The 17,352-nt window shown below is 73.5% G+C and carries 16 protein-coding genes; 7 read left to right on the top strand and 9 right to left on the bottom strand.

Translation table 11 applies throughout. The annotated features are described in order from the left end of the window. The first annotated feature begins 143 nt into the window (after positions 1-143). The 4 genes from FED44_RS12035 to FED44_RS12020 are packed head-to-tail and all read left to right on the top strand — an operon-like array spanning position 144 to position 3,725. Positions 144-674: a hypothetical protein gene (locus FED44_RS12035; protein WP_138460697.1), complete on the top strand. Its 531-nt coding sequence runs from the start codon at positions 144-146 to the stop codon at positions 672-674. Continuing rightward, the gene (locus tag FED44_RS12030) at positions 671-1,759 is read left to right on the top strand and encodes an efflux RND transporter periplasmic adaptor subunit (protein WP_244301855.1); all 1,089 of its coding nucleotides are present in this window, start codon (positions 671-673) and stop codon (positions 1,757-1,759) included. Before FED44_RS12035 ends, FED44_RS12030 begins: the two co-directional genes overlap by 4 nt. Beyond that, positions 1,756-2,520 carry an ABC transporter ATP-binding protein gene (locus tag FED44_RS12025; RefSeq protein WP_111697780.1) on the top strand — a complete coding sequence of 255 codons (765 nt, stop codon included), beginning with the start codon at positions 1,756-1,758 and terminating at the stop codon, positions 2,518-2,520. The genes FED44_RS12030 and FED44_RS12025 overlap by 4 nt, the downstream gene beginning before the upstream one ends. Further along, the gene (locus tag FED44_RS12020) at positions 2,517-3,725 is read left to right on the top strand and encodes an ABC transporter permease (RefSeq protein ID WP_111697781.1); all 1,209 of its coding nucleotides are present in this window, start codon (positions 2,517-2,519) and stop codon (positions 3,723-3,725) included. Before FED44_RS12025 ends, FED44_RS12020 begins: the two co-directional genes overlap by 4 nt. A 25-nt stretch (positions 3,726-3,750) precedes the next feature. Here FED44_RS12020 and FED44_RS12015 read toward each other — a convergent pair whose 3' ends face one another. From FED44_RS12015 to FED44_RS12005, 3 genes are read right to left on the bottom strand one after another with little or no spacing between them, the layout of a single operon-like run. After that, positions 3,751-5,103 carry a serine hydrolase domain-containing protein gene (locus FED44_RS12015; protein ID WP_138460696.1) on the bottom strand — a complete coding sequence of 451 codons (1,353 nt, stop codon included), beginning with the start codon at positions 5,101-5,103 and terminating at the stop codon, positions 3,751-3,753. 34 nt (positions 5,104-5,137) lie between these two features. Then, positions 5,138-6,511, bottom strand: a complete 1,374-nt coding sequence (locus tag FED44_RS12010; RefSeq protein ID WP_138460695.1) for an MFS transporter — start codon at positions 6,509-6,511, stop codon at positions 5,138-5,140. Continuing rightward, a complete protein-coding gene (locus FED44_RS12005) occupies positions 6,508-7,194 on the bottom strand; it encodes an ArsR/SmtB family transcription factor (protein WP_138460694.1) in 687 nt (228 codons plus the stop codon). The genes FED44_RS12010 and FED44_RS12005 overlap by 4 nt, the downstream gene beginning before the upstream one ends. A gap of 107 nt (positions 7,195-7,301) precedes the next feature. Between FED44_RS12005 and recD2 the strand changes: the two genes are divergently transcribed. Beyond that, positions 7,302-9,548, top strand: coding sequence for an SF1B family DNA helicase RecD2 (gene recD2, locus FED44_RS12000; RefSeq protein WP_111697783.1), 2,247 nt, complete (start codon positions 7,302-7,304; stop codon positions 9,546-9,548). 16 nt (positions 9,549-9,564) lie between these two features. Here recD2 and FED44_RS11995 read toward each other — a convergent pair whose 3' ends face one another. Continuing rightward, positions 9,565-10,611: a hypothetical protein gene (locus tag FED44_RS11995; RefSeq protein WP_138460693.1), complete on the bottom strand. Its 1,047-nt coding sequence runs from the start codon at positions 10,609-10,611 to the stop codon at positions 9,565-9,567. Positions 10,612-11,190: 579 nt separating this feature from the next. On the opposite strand from FED44_RS11995, the gene FED44_RS11990 reads away from it, so the two are divergent. Further along, positions 11,191-12,414: a L,D-transpeptidase gene (locus FED44_RS11990; RefSeq protein ID WP_244301854.1), complete on the top strand. Its 1,224-nt coding sequence runs from the start codon at positions 11,191-11,193 to the stop codon at positions 12,412-12,414. Between the two features lie 17 nt (positions 12,415-12,431). Here FED44_RS11990 and FED44_RS11985 read toward each other — a convergent pair whose 3' ends face one another. After that, a complete protein-coding gene (locus FED44_RS11985) occupies positions 12,432-12,611 on the bottom strand; it encodes a hypothetical protein (protein WP_111697786.1) in 180 nt (59 codons plus the stop codon). A 124-nt stretch (positions 12,612-12,735) separates the two neighbouring features. Here FED44_RS11985 and FED44_RS11980 point away from each other — a divergent pair, with 124 nt between their 5' ends. Further along, the gene (locus FED44_RS11980; RefSeq protein WP_111697787.1) at positions 12,736-13,191 is read left to right on the top strand and encodes a helix-turn-helix domain-containing protein; all 456 of its coding nucleotides are present in this window, start codon (positions 12,736-12,738) and stop codon (positions 13,189-13,191) included. A 20-nt stretch (positions 13,192-13,211) separates the two neighbouring features. Here the strand turns inward: FED44_RS11980 and FED44_RS11975 are convergent, their stop codons facing one another. The 4 genes from FED44_RS11975 to FED44_RS11960 form a co-directional block, all read right to left on the bottom strand. Then, positions 13,212-13,967 carry a phytanoyl-CoA dioxygenase family protein gene (locus tag FED44_RS11975; protein WP_111697801.1) on the bottom strand — a complete coding sequence of 252 codons (756 nt, stop codon included), beginning with the start codon at positions 13,965-13,967 and terminating at the stop codon, positions 13,212-13,214. A gap of 121 nt (positions 13,968-14,088) precedes the next feature. Continuing rightward, positions 14,089-15,933: an ABC transporter permease gene (locus tag FED44_RS11970; RefSeq protein WP_244301853.1), complete on the bottom strand. Its 1,845-nt coding sequence runs from the start codon at positions 15,931-15,933 to the stop codon at positions 14,089-14,091. Further along, entirely contained in the window at positions 15,921-16,682 is a 762-nt protein-coding gene (locus FED44_RS11965; RefSeq protein ID WP_111697788.1) for an ABC transporter ATP-binding protein, read from the bottom strand. The genes FED44_RS11970 and FED44_RS11965 overlap by 13 nt, the downstream gene beginning before the upstream one ends. Continuing rightward, complete coding sequence (locus tag FED44_RS11960) at positions 16,679-17,236, bottom strand: PadR family transcriptional regulator (RefSeq protein WP_138460692.1); 558 nt, start codon at positions 17,234-17,236, stop codon at positions 16,679-16,681. Before FED44_RS11960 ends, FED44_RS11965 begins: the two co-directional genes overlap by 4 nt. Positions 17,237-17,352: the final 116 nt, after the last annotated feature.

Here is a 17,352-nt window from a genome sequence, read left to right as displayed (position 1 = left end):
CGACAGTGACGCACGCGGTGTTAGGCGCGGATAAGCGAAGCCTCCCGGACGCCCGGCGGGCTCCTCCTTATCCGTGTTTAGCACCGGCTGCGCTGGAGTTGGGCCCCGTCCCGGGCGAAGGCCCCGGGGGAGGAGGAACGACCATGCGCTCACGACCCGTACGGGCGGGGCTGTGCCTGGCCCTGGCGACGACTCTGGTGACGGCGGCCGGCTGCGGCGACGCCCCGGACGGCGACGGAATCGCCGCCGCCGGCGGCGGCGCCGCGACCGGGACCACGGCCGCGCCGTCCGCCTCGGCGAGCACGGACCTGCGCGAGGCCCAGCTGAAGTTCGCCCAGTGCATGCGCGAACACGGCGTCGACATGCCCGATCCCGACGCCCAGGGCCGTGTCCAGATCCGCGCCCGGAAGGGGGAGGAGGCGACGACCCGCGAGGCCATGCGAGCCTGCGAGCACTTCATGAAGAACGCCGTCGGCGACCGGGCGGGCGCCGACGACCCCCGGGAACGCGACCGGATGCTCAAGTTCGCCCAGTGCATGCGCGAACACGGCATCGACATGGCCGACCCCAAGCCCGGCGAAGGACTCCTCGTCAAGGTCAAGCCGGGCCAGGAGAAGACGATGGAGGCGGCGCAGAAGGCGTGCGAGGAGTTCGCGCCGGGGGAGCGGCCGTGACGCGCCGCGCCCTGGTGCTCGCCGGGGCGGGCGTCCTGGCGCTGGCCGCAGCGGGAACGGCCGTCGCCGTGGCGGGCGGCGGCCCGTTCGGAGGGCCGGGTGGAGGAGCCGGCGCGGGCGGGCCCTCCACGCCGGCCGTCCCCGCCACCACCCCGATCACCCGGCAGGACCTGGTGGACACCAAGACGGTTGAGGGATCGCTCACCTACTCCGGGGAGCGGCGGATCGTCACCGACGCCCGGGGCGTCGTGACCTGGGTGCCCGCCGAGGGAGCGGTCGTCCGCCGGGGGCGCCCGCTGCTGCGGGTCGCCCGCCGCCCGGTCGTGCTGATGTACGGCACGCTGCCGCTCTACCGGACGCTCCGGCAGGGCGTCGCCGACGGGCCGGACGTCGAGCAGCTCGAACGCAACCTCAAGGTCCTCGGCTACGGCGGCGACCTGACGGTGGACGACCACTTCAGCTACGCCACCTACCTCGCCGTCAGGCAGTGGCAGGACGACGCCGGGCTGCCGCGGACCGGGCAGGTGGACGCCACCCAGGTGGTGTTCCTGCCCGCCGCCGCCCGGGTGACCGACGCCAGGGCCGAGGTCGGCGCCAGGACCACCCCAGGGCAACCGGCCCTGGTCGTTTCGGGCCTGCGCCGCGTCGTCCACGTCGACCTGTCCACGAGCGATCAGGCGCTGGTGCGGAAGGGCGCCAGAGTCACCGTGGAGCTGCCCGGCGGTGAACGCGTCAGGGGCAGGGTGACCTCGGTCGGCACGGTCGCCAAGGCGGCCTCGCAGGGCGAGGGACAGGACGAGGACAGCACCGTCGATGTGGACATCACACTGGCCAAGACCCCCAGAACCCGGCTCGACAGGGCGCCCGTGCAGGTGGAGCTGGTCAGCGAACGCCGCCGCGACGTGCTGGCCGTGCCGGTGGAGGCGCTGCTCGCGCTGCGCGAGGGCGGCTTCGGTGTGGAGGTGGCCGAGGGCGCCGCGACCCGGATCGTGCCGGTGGAGACCGGCGCCTTCGGCGGCGGCATGGTCGAGATCACCGGCGCCGGGCTCGCCGAGGGCATGAAGGTCGGGGTGCCCGCCCCGTGAACCGGCCACCGAACGAGCTCACCCGCACCGGCGGGCCGTACGTCGTGGAACTGCGCGAGGTGACCCGGACCTACGGCGGCGTGCGGGCGCTGCGCGGGGTGGACCTGCTCGTCGAGCGGGGCGAGCTGGTGGCCGTCGCCGGGCCGTCCGGGTCGGGGAAGTCGACCATGCTCCACCTGATCGGCACGCTCGACCGGCCCACCACCGGCACCGTGCGGATCGCCGGGCACGACGTGCCGGGGCTGTCGGACCGCGAGCTGTCCGCGCTGCGCGCCCGCCACCTGGGATTCGTCTTCCAGCAGTTCCACCTCGCCCCCGGGGTCGCCGCGCTGGACAACGTCGCCGACGGGCTCCTCTACACGGGCGTCCCACCGCGCGCCCGGCGCGAGAAGGCCGCCGCGGCGCTGGAACGCGTGGGCCTCGGCCACCGCCTCGGCCACCGGCCCCACCAACTGTCGGGCGGCGAGCAGCAACGCGTGGCGGTGGCCCGCGCGGTGGCGGGCGACCCGCCGCTGCTGCTCGCCGACGAACCGACGGGCAACCTCGACTCGGCGGCCGGGACCGAGGTGCTGGCCGTCCTACGGGACCTGCACGCCTCCGGCACCACGATCCTGGTCATCACCCACGACGCGGAGATCGCGGCGTGGTGCCCGCGCCAGGTGCGCGTCCGCGACGGGCGGATCGCCGGCGACGACGGCCCGGGAACAGGCCGTCGCCCGCCCGGGCCCGTCCCCGCGACCACGAAGGGAGCAGCACGATGACCGGCGAGACGACCGGCGGGCGGCTCGTCCCCGCCCGGCTCGGGCCCTCCGACGTCCTGCGGACCGGTATGGCCGGGCTGCGCACCCGCCCCGCCCGGGTGATCCTGTCCGCGCTCGGCATCGCCATCGGCATCGCGACCATGATCGCCGTGCTGGGCGTCTCGGCCTCCTCCCGGGAGGAGCTGCTGCGCCGCCTCGACCGGCTCGGCACCAACCTGCTGACCGTCTCGCCGGGCCGCACGCTGTTCGGCGAGCAGGCGAAGCTGCCGGAGGAGGCGCTGCGCATGGTCCGGCGCATCGGACCGGTCCGCACGGCGTCGGCGACCGGGGTGGTCGACACGACGATCCGGCGCACCAACCACATCCCCGAGGCGGTGACCGGCGGCATCGCCGTCCAGGCCGCCACGTCCGGCCTGCTCGCCACCCTGGAGGGCCGGGTGACCGCGGGCACCTGGCTGAACGCCGCCACCGAGACGCGGCCCGCCGTCGTGCTGGGCGCCAGGGCCGCCGAGCGGCTCGGCGTCACCCGGACCGGCGTACGGGTCTGGATGGGCGAACGGTGGTTCACCGTCGTCGGCATCCTCGGCCCGATGCCGCTCGCCCCCGAGATCGAACGCTCGGCGCTGGTCGGCTTCCCCGCCGCCGCCGACTACCTGGGCTTCGACGGCCACCCGACGACGATCTACGAACGGTCGGCCGAGGAGTCGGTGGAGGCCGTACGGGCCGTGCTGCCGCGCACGGTCAACCCGGAGAACCCGGAGGAGGTGACGGTGAGCAGGCCCTCGGACGCGCTCGCCGCCCGGGCGGCCGCCGCGAGCGCCTTCACCGGCCTGCTGCTGGGCCTCGGCGCGGTGGCCCTGCTCGTCGGCGGGGTCGGCGTCGCCAACACCATGGTGATCTCGGTGCTGGAGCGGCGCAGGGAGATCGGCCTGCGCCGCTCGCTCGGCGCCACCCGCGGGCAGGTGCGCCTGCAGTTCCTCACCGAGTCGCTGCTGCTGTCGGCCCTCGGCGGGCTGGCGGGCACGGTGCTCGGCGGCCTGGCGACCATCGCCTACGCGCTGGCCCGGGGCTGGCCGCCGGTGGTGCCGCCCTGGGCGTTCGCAGGGGCGGCCGGCGCCGCACTGGTCATCGGCACGATCGCCGGTCTCTACCCGGCGATGCGCGCCGCCCGGCTGCCGCCGACGGCCGCGCTGTCGGCCACCTGATGACCGGCCACCTGACCGGGCGGGGTCACCGCCAGCCGTCGGGGTCGACCCCGCCCGGCACCGGGGCCGCCGGGTCGTACGGCTCACGGGTGAAGACGAAGGTGTTGAGGTCGAGATGCGTGACGCCGCCGGGGGAGCGGACCACCCGCAGGGTCTCCCCGGCGTAGTAGCCGTCGAGCCCGACCCAGGTGCCGTCCGCGTTGGGCGCGAACCGGGACGCCCGGCCCCGCCCGTTGACCGGGCCGAGCGACAGGCCCCGCCGCGGCAGGACCCGCAGCACGTACGGCGCGGGCCCCCAGTACCACGGCCCGGTCAGCTCCAGCAGGTCCTCGTCCACCGGCGACGACCGCCACTCGGCGGGCAGCGGCGGCTCGTGCTCGGCCAGGATGTCCAGCAGCGCGGTGTCGAGGGGGCGCACACCGGAGGTGGTGTTGGCCATCCACAGCACCGCCACGCCGTCGGCGGGGTCGGCCCACACCGTGGCGAGGAAGCCGGGCATCGACCCGGTGTGCCCGGCCAGCCGCCGCGGCCCGCCGGGCCCGGTGTGCCGGGCGAGCTGCAAGCCCAGGCCGTAGCCGCGGGCCCAGGCGTCGCCGTCCTCCACCGTGGCCGGCTCGCGCATCTCCGCCAGCGTGGCCGGGCGCAGCACCTCGCCGGTGTCACCGGCGAGGAACGCCGCCCAGCGGGCCAGGTCGGCGGGGGTGGACCACATCTGCCCGGCGGGGGCCATGGCGCCGTGGTCGTTCTCCGGCTCGGGCAGCAGCACGTCGGCCCACGGGTGCACGGCGTACCCGGTCGCGTGCGGCGGCCTCGGCCGGGGGGTGGTGTCGCGCATGCCGAGCGGCAGCAGGATCTCCTCACGCACCACCTGCTCCCATGGCGCCGACCGCTTGCGCGCGACCAGCTCGCCGAGCAGGGCGTACCCGAGGTTGGAGTAGTGGTAGCGGCGGCCGGGCCGGTGCCGCGCGGTCTCCGGGCCGAGCGCGGCGAGCAGGTCGGCCGCCGGCGTCCCCGGCGTGCGCTCCCACCACTGGCCGGGCGACTCGGCCGTCAGCCCTCCGGTGTGCGACAGCAGTTGCGCGACCGTCACGTCGCCCAGCGGGGTGCCCGGCACGTGCTTGCCGAGGGGGTCCAGCAGGTCGAGCCGGCCCTCGTCGCGCAGCCGCATGACGGCGGTCGCGACGAACGTCTTGGTGATGGAGCCGATGCGGTACTGGGTGTCCGGAGTGGGCGGCTCGTCGCCGACCCGGCCGCGCGCCCCGAACCAGGCGACCACGCCGCCCCGCACGATGGCCGCCACCAGCGACGGCACCCGTGACTCCGCCTGCTCGGCCGCCAGCTTCGCCAGCAGCGCGCGGGCCGTCCCCTCCGAAACCATGCCCCACCCCTCCCGCTCCGTGATCGGCACCAGGCTAGCGCTCCGCCGCCCGCACGGCCTCCGCATCGGCGCAGGCCACCGGCCGGAAACCGGGCCTCCGCGAGCGGTCCATCTCGCGCCACTCGGGGCGCAGCCCGGCCAGGTTGGTGGTCAGGAAGTACGCGACGCCGCCGGCCACCAGCGCCGGGGCGAGACCGAAGGCGGCCACCGCCGCCCCGGCGACCAGCCCGCCGAGGGGGATGCCCGCCCACGCCAGCGCGTCGCCCAGCCCGTTGACCCGGCCCAGCAGGGTGCGCGGCACCCGCTCGAAGGCGATCGCGCCCAGGATCGGGTTGAGGAAGCCGGACCCGAAGCCGCCCACGGCGAACACTGCGACCACCGCCCACATCGGCGCGTCGGCGGCGAGGACGAGAAACCGCGGCGCCCCGACCAGCAGGAACCCGGTGAAGAACACCGCGCGGCGCGGCAGCCGGTGCGCGGCGCCCGCCGCGAGCAGGCTCCCCGCGATCGCCGCGGCGCCCAGCACGCCGTTGCTCAGGCCGATGGCGGCCGGACCGTTGCCGGACCGGTCGGCCCATACGGGCAGGAGCACCGTGTTCAGCGCCGCGTCGAGCAGGTTGGTGATGCCCACCATGACGATGACGGCCAGCAGCAGCGGTTCGCCGCGCAGGAAGACGAAGCCCTCGCCGAGGCGCCGCCAGTAACCCGGCTCCGCGCCGGACGACGCCTCCACCGGCGGACGTTCCGGGCTCTCGGGCGGGGCCGGCCGTCCCATGCCGCGCGGCAGCGCCAGCGCGACGAGCAGCGCGGCGAGCGCGAAACATGCCGCGTTGACGACGAGACCGGTCAGGGGGCCCAGCAGCGCCACCAGGATCCCGCCGGTCGGCAGGCCGAGGGTCGACGACAGCCGCTCGGTCACCCCCGACAGTCCCGTGGCCCGCTCCAGCGGCACCCGGCCGCGCTCGGCCGCCTCCGGCACCATCACGTGCTTGGCGAGGTCGCCGGGGCCGCGCGCCGCGCCGACCACCGCGACCACGGCCAGCAGCAGCGGGAAGGACAGCAGGCCGAGGGCGTGCAGCAGGGGTACGGCGCCGACGGCGGCCGCGCTGACCAGGTCGGTGATCGAGGAGATCCTTCGCGGACCGGCCCGGTCCACCAGCGGCCCGGCCAGTGCCTTGACCACCACGTAGGGGGTCATCTCGCAGAACGCCACCAGGCCCGTCTGGGTGGCGCTGCCCGTGGTGACGAGCACGAACCACGGCAGCGCGACGGTCGAGACCCGGGTGCCGGTGAGCGCCACCGCCGTGGCCGCGAGCAGCCCGGTCAGCGCCCGCGCCCCCCGCTCCCGGGAGGACCCGCCCGCGTCGGCCACAGGTCCGGTCGTGGGTCCGCTCGCCGCGGCCGTCATGACGGGCCCGTCCCCGCCGTGCCCCCGCCGCCGTCCGGATCACCGTCCGGATCGCCGGCTGGGTCCGCGCCGGGGACGGGGGCGTCCAGTTCGGGCAGGATGTAGGTGATCAGCCCCACCCGCTCGGCGCCCTCCGGTGCGACGGCCGCCTCCTCGGGGACGTCACGGCGGTATCGGGCGAGGACGTCGTGCAGTTCGTCCCGAAGCCGCACGGTCTCCTCGGGGGTGAGCCGCAGCGCCCAGTCGCTCATGTCTGCGGCGTTCCGCCACGGCCGGGGCATCGTCTGGAACTCGTTCACCGCCCGCTGCACGCGCAGGGTGTGAACGGCGGCGACCGACTGCAGGTAGGCCAGCGCGACCTCGGGTTCCCGCTCGACCAGGTCGATGCCCTCGAAATACGTCGACCGGTGGATCGAGCGCCACCAGCGCTCGCGCGCGTTGCCGCGTCCGGTGTCCTCCTCGACGAAGCCCGCGGCGGCCAGTTGCCGCAGATGGTAGCTCGCGGTGCCGGAGTTGACGCCCAGCCGCTCGGCGAGCCGGGTGGCGGTCGACGGACCGTGCTTGCGCAGCAGGCCGACAAGCTGCACGCGTACGGGATGCGCCAGGGCACGCAGGCCCTTGGCATCCAGGACGATCACATCGGGGTTGCCCGGGGTGTAGGGCGAGGACGGTGAGTCGGACATGCCTTCACCCTAAACCGCAAAGAGTTCTTCGCAAAGAATCCTTCGCGAAGAACTGTCCGCGATTGGGAAGGCGCGCACGGGCGAGGGCGTGGGGGAGAATGCCACGCATGACCACCGCGGGTCCCGAAGGCAGGCCGCCCGGCGTCCAGCTCGACGCCGTGCTGGAGCGGATCACCTATGCCAACGAGGAGACCGGGTACACGATCGCCAGGGTCGCCACCGAGCGGTCGGGCACCGAGCTGCTGACGGTGGTCGGGCCGCTGCTCGGGGCGCAGGTGGGCGAGTCGCTGCGGCTCACCGGCCGCTGGGGCTCCCACCCCAAGTACGGCAGGCAGTTCGAGGTCTGGTCGTACACCACGGTGCTCCCGGCGACCATCCAGGGCATCCAGCGCTACCTGGGCTCGGGCCTGATCAAGGGCATCGGCCCGAAGATGGCCGAGCGGATCGTGGACCACTTCGGCACCGACACGCTGCGGGTGATCGAGGAGGAGCCCAAGCGGCTGGTCGAGGTGCCCGGGCTCGGCCCCAAGCGCACCAAGATGATCGCCGCCGCCTGGGAGGAACAGAAGATCATCAAAGAGGTGATGATCTTCTTGCAGGGCGTCGGGGTGTCCACCTCCATCGCGGTGCGCATCTTCAAGCAGTACGGCGAGGACTCCATCGAGGTGGTCCGCAAGGAGCCCTACCGGCTCGCCGACGACGTGTGGGGCATCGGGTTCAAGACGGCTGACACGATCGCCCAGGCCGTCGGCATCCCCCACGACAGCCCCGAGCGGGTCAAGGCCGGGCTGCGTTACACGTTGTCGCAGGGCGCCGACGACGGCCACTGCTTCCTGCCCGCACCCAACCTCGTCGCCGACGCCGTGAAGATCCTGGAGGTGCCGGCCGCCCTGGCCGGCGCCTGCCTGGAGGAACTGGTCGCCGAGGAGGGGGTGGTCCGCGAGGAGATCCCGGCGCGAGGCAACGGCGAGGCGGGCGAGGACGGCGACGTCACCGTCCCGGCGGTCTACCTCGTGCCCTTCCACCGGGCCGAGCTGTCGCTGGCCGGCACGCTGCGCGGCCTGCTGGCCTCGTCCCACGACCGGCTCAAGGCGTTCGCGGACGTCGACTGGCCCGCCGCCCTCGACTGGCTGCGCGGCCGCACCGGCGCCGACCTCGCCCCCGAGCAGGCCCAGGCCGTACGGCTCGCGCTGACCGAGAAGGTCGCGGTGCTGACCGGCGGCCCCGGCTGCGGCAAGAGCTTCACCGTCCGCTCGGTGGTGACCCTCGCACGGGCCAAACGCGCCAAGGTCATCCTCGCCGCCCCGACGGGGCGGGCGGCCAAGCGGCTCGCGGAGCTGACCGGGCACGAGGCCACCACCGTGCACCGGCTGCTCCAGTTGCGGCCCGGCGGGGACGCCACCTTCGACCGCGACAACCCCCTCGACGCCGACCTGGTCGTGGTGGACGAGGCGTCGATGCTCGACCTGCTGCTGGCCAACAAGCTTGCCAAGGCGGTCGCCCCGGGCGCGCACCTGCTGTTCGTCGGCGACGTCGACCAGCTTCCCTCCGTCGGCGCCGGCGAGGTGCTGCGCGACCTGCTCGCCGCCCCGGACGTCCCCCGGGTGCGGCTGACGCAGATCTTCCGCCAGGCGCAGGAGTCCGGCGTGGTCGTCAACGCCCACCGCGTCAACACCGGCCAGCACCCTCTCGTGCGGGAGTTCCCCGACTTCTTCCTGTTCCCCTGCGAGGAGCCCGAGGAGATCGCCGCGCTGACCGTGGACGTGGTCGCCCGCCGCATCCCGCGGAAGTTCGGGCTCAACCCCCGCAGGGACGTGCAGGTCCTGGCGCCGATGCACCGCGGCGCGGCCGGCGCGGGCGCGCTCAACATCGCTCTGCAGGAGGCGCTGACCCCCGCCCGGGAGGGTATGCCCGAGCGCCGGTACGGCGGGCGCGTCTTCCGCGTCGGCGACAAGGTCACCCAGCTGCGCAACAACTACGACAAGGGCGCGGCTGGGGTGTTCAACGGCACCGTCGGCGTGGTCACCGCCATCACCCCCGAGGAGAGCAAGCTGACCGTGCTCACCGACGAGGACGAGAGCGTCGACTACTCCTTCGACGAACTGGACGAGCTCGCGCACGCCTACGCGGTCAGCATCCACCGTTCCCAGGGCAGCGAGTATCCCGCCGTGGTAATCCCGCTGGCCACCAGCGCCTGGATGATGCTGCAGCGCAACCTGCTCTACACCGCCATCACCCGGGCCAAGAAGCTCGTGGTCGTCGTGGGGTCGCGGCGGGCGCTCGGCCAGGCCGTCCGCACGCGGGGGGCGGGCCGCCGGCACACGGGGCTCACGCACCGCCTCCGCGTGCCGTGACCCGCCCCCGGTTCTGTCAGTACTTCGAGGTGTAGGTCACGAACGACGGCTGGTCGACCTGGGTGGTGCCCTTGTAGCAGACCACGTCACGCACGTAGACGTCGGCGCCGGAGGTCGTCCACAGCGTGAGCAGGTTGCAGTATTCCGGCCCTGGACCGTACGCCGTCACCTGCACGTTGTTGGGCGGCGACCCGACCCTGGGGAAGTACACCAGGCGCATGCCGGTCCCGGCCGTCCGCACCGTGTTGACCCCGCTCTGGGAGTTGTAGTTGATCCCGGTGGGGACCGGCGCGTACGGCCCGGGGTTGGCCGGGACGTTGTCGAAGGTGTAGGCGAACAGCTTCGGCGGCGCGAAGGCCCCGGTGATCGCCCGCTCACGCTGGTAGGTGAGGGTCCAGCCGGTGTTGTACGGCTTGTCGGCCACGTCGTGGCACAGCACCTGGATCTTCTGCCCCGACGCCGCCCAGCTCCAGGCGCCCACCTTGCACCGCGCCGGTTTGCTCGAGTCGACCGCGGTGACCTGGATGTTCCCCGCCTGCACGGCGGAGCCGAGCCCGGGCAGCCAGACGGTCCAGTCGCCGGTCGTGTTGGGGAAGACGGCGTTCACGCCGAGCGAGGAGTTGTAGTCGGAGGCGATGGACGCGCCGTCCCAGTAGACGTAGCCGTACGCCTGCGTCGCCGAGGCCAGCGCCCCGCTGCTGCCGGCGAAGACGATCGAGAAGCGCGCCCAGACGGGGACTCCGCCGAACCGGTAGCACCGCACCGCCACGATCTCGTCGGAGCCGGCCTGCCCCCACTTCTCGATCTGGCACCACTCGGCCGACTGCGAGACCGCGGTCACGTGCGCGATCCCGCCCTTCGGGATGCCGATCTTCGGGAACCGCACGAAGTACTCGCCGGTGCCGCCGGGCGTGACGCTGACCGTCGGCCCGGGCGCCCAACTGCCCGCCTGGTAGGCCAGGTTCGGCACCCCGGAGGTGACGTCGACGTAGGCGAACCCCCATACGTCGGGAACCGCCGCGTTCGCGGCCCCCGCGCCGGTGGCGGCGCCCGCGGTGACCATCGCGCACATAAGAAGTAATCGAGTGACAACGTTACGTAACAGGCGCATGCCGTCCTCCATCGCGGTGGTGCCCAGTGGGCGTGCGAGATGTCGACGCCGGGCGGCCCCGGCGCGTCGTGCCCTGCTTCGGGTGGAGCGGTGATCGGGGGTGAAGCGGCCATCACGGTGAAGGCGGAAGGTTCACTTTCACCTTTCCGCTTTGTGATAACCCGTGCGGCGATCTTTGAAAAGGCCCAATCCACCTGCCGGAAGACGGCCCGGCGGGCGCCGTTCGCCCTCTGGCCGAAAGGGCACGCCCGCGGCGCGTGTTCGGGCGGCGCCGAATTCCCCCGAGGCCTGATCGCCGGGCCCGACCCGGCGGCCGACGGCGGCAGGGTGAACGAGGGGCGGCGCGGGCCCTGCGGGCCGGACACGCCTGACTGAACACTTGATCAGTCTTGACCTGCACCTTACCGTTTACAGAGGTGAGACCAGCGAAGAGCGACCGAAATGTGACCTCAGGGCCAGAGAAAATGCCAACATAAGAGGCAACCCCGAATAAGGTCTGATGGTGCCCTTCGCGCTCATGGGGGAGTAGTTGTGCTGAGCACTGCACGTCGTTCGATGGCGCCGATCGCCGGTGTCGCCGTGGTCCTGACCGCGACCCTGTCGGCATGCTCCGGTGGCTCGGGCGGACCGGGCTCGACCGGAGGCGGAGGGTCCGGGGGGTCCGGAGGATCCGGGAACAGCGCACCCGCCGTTCCGGCTCCCACGATCAAGATCAGCCCCGCCACGGGCAGTGCCGGTGTGCGCCCCGACAAGACCGTGGTCGTCACGGCCACGGGCGGCCAGTTGCAGGAGGTCACCGTGAGGGCGGGTGGCACGACGGTCGAGGGCGAGTTCGACCCCACCCACACCAAGTGGACGTCCAAGCAGCCGCTCAAGCCCTCCAGCAAGTACACCGTCTCGGCCACCGCCGGCGGCGAGGGCGGCCCCGCCAACGCGTCCAGCAGCTTCTCCACCCTCAAGCCCAAGTTCCCCCTGCAGATCGCCGACGTCACCCCCGGCGTCAAGGGGGAGACCGTCGGGGTCGGCATGCCGATCATGGTGAGGTTCAACCGGGCCGTGCAGGACAAGGCCGCCGTCGAGCAGGCGCTCGAAGTGGAGGCCCAGAAGCCGGTCAAGGGCGCCTGGCGGTGGATCGACGACACGTACGCGATCTACCGGCCGGCCAAGTACTGGCCCGCCCACCAGAAGGTGAAGTTCACCGCGCACCTCACCGGGGTGAAGGCCGGACGCGACACCTACGGCGTGAAGGACCAGTCGACGACCATCAAGATCGGCGCCGCCTGGGTCAGCACGGTCAACACCAAGACTCACATGATGGTGGTCCGGCGCGACGGCAAGGTCGTGCAGTCCATGAAGATCAGCGCGGGCAAGGCGACCACGCGCGAGTACACCACCACCAGCGGTGTCCACCTGACCATGGAACGCGGCAACCCGGTCACCATGATCTCCCCGGGGAAGAAGGAGGGCGACCCCGGCTACTACAAGGAGATCGTGAACCACGCGGTGCGCATCTCGAACAGCGGCGAGTACGTCCACAGCGCGCCGTGGTCGGTCGGCTCGCAGGGCCGCGCCAACGTCAGCCACGGCTGCGTCAACGCCAGCCCCTCGCAGGCCAAGTGGTTCTACGACAACTTCCACCGCGGCGACGTCGTGAAGATCGTCGGCACGAACCGGGCGCTGGAGTGGAACAACGGCTGGGGCTTCTGGCAGATGCCGTTCGGCAAGTGGAGGCAGGGCAGCGCCCTGGAGTCCTGACCCCCGGAGGGTCGCTCCTAGGTGATGCCCCACTTCATGAGAACGAAGGCGCCCACGATCTTCAGCGCGACGAGCACCATGATCACGCAGAAGACGATCAGCGCGGGACGGTGCTCGAAGTGCTTGCCCTCCTTGAGAGGGGGACGCTTGGCGACGCGCTCGGCGATGCGCTCTTCCAGGGGTTTGCGGTGGAACATGCCTCCAGGCTATCGCCCCCTGTCTCCGCCCCACCAGCCGGGCGCGGCCGCCTCGCTCCCCAAACTTCCCTGAGGTCACCAGTGGTAGGGTAGTTTAGGGAATCACGGGGAGAGGGGTGCCACGATGCCACGGCAGCCGTACTCGGTCGAGCAGGTGGCCGAACTGCTGGGCCTGCACGTCAAGACCGTGCGCACCTACGTGCGCGACGGGCGCCTCAAAGCGGTGCGCATCGGCAAGCAGTACCGCATCGCCCCCGAGGACCTCGACGCCTTCCTGGGACACCCCGTGACGGCTCCGGCCACCGGGACGACCGGCCGGAGGCGCCACGCCGAGGCGTCCAGCATCGTGCAGGTAGACGCGATCACCCCCGACGCCGCGATGACCGTGGGCAACACGCTGATCGCCGCCGTCAACGGGCGCGCCCCCGGCGGGCGGCCCCTGCGCGTCGAGACGATCTACGACGAGGAGCGGGCGAGCCTGAAGATCATCATCGTGGGCGGCGTGGCCGACACCGCGGAGCTGCTGCGGTTCGTCACCACGCTGACCGAGGAGACCACGCCGGCCGAAGGCCCCGCGTGAACGCCGGCCGGTAGCCCGGGTCAGCCGGCGAGGCCGAGCCCCGCCGCGCGGGCCAGGGGGGTGGCGGCGCCCGGGACGAGCGGCTCGGTCAGCATGAACGGCATCTGGGACATGAACCGCGGCCGGGTGCCGTGGTGGGGCTGCGCGGCGTGCACCAGGTAGGGGTGGCACACGTAAGCGTCTCCCGGCAGCCCGGTGGCCAGGGCCACGGGCCGGTGGGCGCTCGCCTCGTCGATCAGCGGCGCGGCGGCGAAGAAGTCCAGCCCCCTCTCCCCGTGCGGTTCGAGCACGCGGGCGGTGTCGAGATGGGAGCCGACCCTGATGCGGGTCGGCGCGTCGTCGGGGCCGACCTCCGAGAACAGCATCAGCACGAGCAGCGTGCGGGACCTGGCGGTGACGGTTCCCCACGCGCCGCCGGGCCCGGGGTCGTTCTGGTCGATGTGCCAGCCGGTGTCCCCGGCGTCGGAGGGATGGGGGAAACGGATCGGCGTGTTGCCGATGGTTCCGCGAGGCTCCCAGCCGCCCTTCCCGGCGAGCAGGTCGAGCGCCTCGGCCAGCGCGGGACCGCGCACCGCCTCCCCGAACGGGCCGCGTCCCATCGGGTCGGGGGCCGCCCACACCACCGGCTGCGTCCAGTCGCCGGGCCGGTCGGGCGACAGCCCGACCTGCTGCCACAGCGCTTCCCTGATCCGGTCGCCGGTCTCCCGGGGGAAGGCCTCCTCCAGCTTGAGGAAGCCCTCGGCGACGAAACGATCGGCGTCGGTGTTGGTGACCATGCCGTGGACGGTAGCGATCACGGCCGTACGCGTCGATCGATTTTCCGCCACCCGCTTTCGCCACCCCCCGCTTCGGGCGTCGTCTGCTGCCGCCGTCAGCCGGGGCGCCGTCTCCGGCCGGTCAGGCCGACTCGGCGCTGAGGGCCCGCGCCACCGGGCGCCGGGCCGCCATGCGTGCCGGCAGGGCGGTCAAGGCCGCCGTCACCAGCAGGGTCACGAGTGCGGCGGCGAGCATCCAGGAGACGGGCGGCATGATCACGTTCCGGGCGCCGAAGACCCCGCAGACTCCGATGCCCAGGGGAACGCCGGCCAGGGCGCCGGGCAGGGCGGGCAGGACCTGGGCGGCCGACAGTCCCGCGGAGATCTGCCCGGGGGTGGCGCCGAGCGTGCGGGCGACGGCCATGCTCGCCCGGGTCTCCATGGCCGTGGTCCAGGTGAGCGTGAGGGTGTTCACGACGGCGAGAGCGATAAGCAGGACGACGACGGCGAGCATCAGCCGGCGGTCGAGCTCGCCCCGCAGGTTGGGCAGGGCGGAGGAGCCGTTCAGGCCGTAGCCCCTCTCCGCCTGGGAGTCGAGGGTCAGCAGGGCGACGATCGCGATCACCGTGGTGGCGGTGGACCAGGCCTGCAGCACGGCGCGGCCCGGCCGGCGGGCGGTCAGCCGCAGCCCGAGCAGCAGCGGGGTGGGCAGCAGCGCGGACAGCGCGGTGAGCAGTGGCCGGTGACGGGGCTGGTGCGCGGCGGCGGCCAGCGCCGTGACGGTCGCCGTACGCACGGCCCGCAGCGTGGGACGCAGCGTGGACAGCACCGCCACCGCCACGGCGAGGACGGTCGCCGTGGCGACGGCGGCGCCGCCGGGCCCGGCCGCGTCGCCGATCCGGCTGGCGGTGGGGCCGGCGATGCCGGGCACGGTCAGCCGGGCGATCACCAGCCCCAGCGCGTCGCCGATCAGCGCCAGCGCCAGGTGCTCGGTGAGCAGGACGGCGGCGATCAGGCCCGGGGTCGCGCCGACGGCCTTGAGCAGCCCGGCCCGGCGGGTCTGTTCAACCGCTCGTCCCGCGGCCAGCGCCGCCGCCCCGGTGACGGCCAGGAGGCCGAGCAGCCAGCTCCCGACGACCAGGATCGGCTGGCTGTTGCTGAGGATGACCGCGTCCTGCCTCGCGATGAACTGCCAGGTGTGCAGGTTCATCCTGGCGGTGGAGTCGTGGTGGGCTTCCTCGAAGGTCTCGGCGAAGGCCTCGGTGGCGGCGGGGTCGCGCAGCTTGAGGTCGATGGCCGTGGTCACCGGCAGATCCCGGCCCGCGAGGGTCCGGGCGTCCGACCGGGTGAGCCAGACCAGGCCGCTGGAGTCGCTGGGGCCGCCGTACGGGCCGATCTGCGCCGCCCAGGGGTAGATGGAGGTGGCCGCCGTCACCGCGATCCCGACGACGGGGTACGACCGGCCGGCGATGGTGACGTGGTCGCCGACGCCGATGCCCAGCGCGGTGGCGAAGCCCCGTTCGACGACCGCGCCGCCGGGCCGTACCCAGCGGCCCGAGGTCACCAGCGGCCGGTTGACCGTGCCGGGCGTCTCGGCGAAGCCCTGCACCACCACGCCGGACGACACCGGGGCCGGCCCCGCGGGAGACCTGTCCGAACCGCGCGTGGTGAGGTCGGCGTAGACGATGCGGTAGGGGCCGTGGTGGGCGATCACCTCAGGATCGTCCGCCAGGGAGGCCAGGGCCGAGGTCACGGCGGGGCCCGTGTCGCCGGAGAGCGCCACCACGTCCGGCCCGGCGGTGGCCGCGCGGGTCTGCTCGTACAGCGCCTCGCTCGCGCCGCGCAGGGACAGGCCCAGCGCCATCGTGGCGGTGGCCACGGCCACCGCGAGCAGCAGCATCGCGGCCTGGGCCCGGTGCCGGCGGACGTCGGCGAGGACGAGGCGGACGACGAGCACGAGGGAGCCCACGCCGGTCAGCCCTCCCACTCGATCAGGCCGTCGAGCCCGCGCGGGGAGGAGCCCGCCAGCCGGGTGTCGTCGACGAACATGCCGTCGCGCATCGACACCAGCCGGTCCGCGGTGGCCGCGACCCGTTCGTCGTGGGTGACGATCACAAGGGTCTGCCCCGCCGTACGCAGGTCCTCGAAGATCCTCAGCACGTCGAGCGTCGCCGCGGTGTCGAGGTTGCCGGTCGGTTCGTCGGCCAACACGATCGGCGGCTCGTTGGCGAGCGCGCGGGCGATGGCGACCCGCTGACGCTGCCCGCCCGACAGCCGCGACGGCAGATGCCGGGCCCGCGCGGCGAGCCCGACCCGTTCCAGCAGGAGGCTCGCGCGGCGCCTGGCCTCGCGCCGCGAGCGCCCGGCCAGCAGCACGGGCAGTTCCACGTTCTCGGCGGCCGTCAGCTCCTCCACGAGGTGGAAGGCCTGGAAGACGAATCCCACCGACCTGCGTCGCAGCCGGGCCAGAGCCCGCTCGCTCAGGGTGTCGACGCGCCGGCCGGCCAGCCACACCTCCCCGCGGGTGGGCCGCTCCAGCCCGCCCAGCAGGTGCAGCAGGGTGGACTTCCCGCAGCCGCTGGGTCCCATCACCGCCAGCGTCTGCCCCCGGGGCACCTCCAGGTCGACCTCGTCCACCGCGCGGACCCTGCCCTGCCCCTGTCCGTGCACCTTCACCAGGCCGCGGATCTCCGCCACCGGACCCGCCACCGGATCGGGCACACCCGGCACGTTCATCCGCCCTCGACTTCGTCGTCCTCGTCACCGGCCGTCGCGTCGCCGCCCATGGCCCAGGCCCGCTCGCAGGCCGCCAGCCAGCGCAGGTCCGCCTGCAGCCGCAGCATGACCCCCTCCAGCAGGACGGCGGCAGCCGATCTCTCCGGCTCGGCCAGGGCCGCCCGCTGCGCCTCGCGCAGGCGGCGCAGCAGCTCACGCCGCTGCGCCGCCACCAGTTCGACGGGGTCGGCGAGCCGGGCCGCGGCCGCCGCGACGAGCTTGAGGTGGAACTCGGCAAGGTCCGGCTTCGGCCGGCCGACCTCGGCCAGCCACGCGGCCACCCGCCGCTGTCCGGCCGGCGTCAGCGCGTAGACCTTGCGGTCCGCCCGGTCGGGCAGGCCGTCGCTCCGCTCGCAGACCACGAGCCCCGCTTTTTCCAGCCGGGCCAGCGTCACGTAGATCTGGCCGTGGTTCATCGACTCGCCCAACGGACCGAGGGCCCGCCGCAGCCGGGCGCGCAGGTGATACCCGTACGACGGCTCCTTGGCGAGCATCGCCAGCACCGCGTCCTGCATCCTGCCCCACACCCCCTACGGCTAACGGTTAGCCGATAGATAGCGGTTAGCCGTAGGAAGTGTCAAAACAACCGCTCCCGCACCGCGGGCCGAAGTAGTGCTCGCCGGGAATCGGG

The sequence above is a fragment of the Microbispora triticiradicis genome, assembly GCF_005864065.1.
Classification (GTDB): domain Bacteria; phylum Actinomycetota; class Actinomycetes; order Streptosporangiales; family Streptosporangiaceae; genus Microbispora; species Microbispora triticiradicis.
The sequence above is the reverse complement of the archived record's forward strand: the minus strand, read 5'-3'. Positions and strand labels throughout refer to the sequence as shown.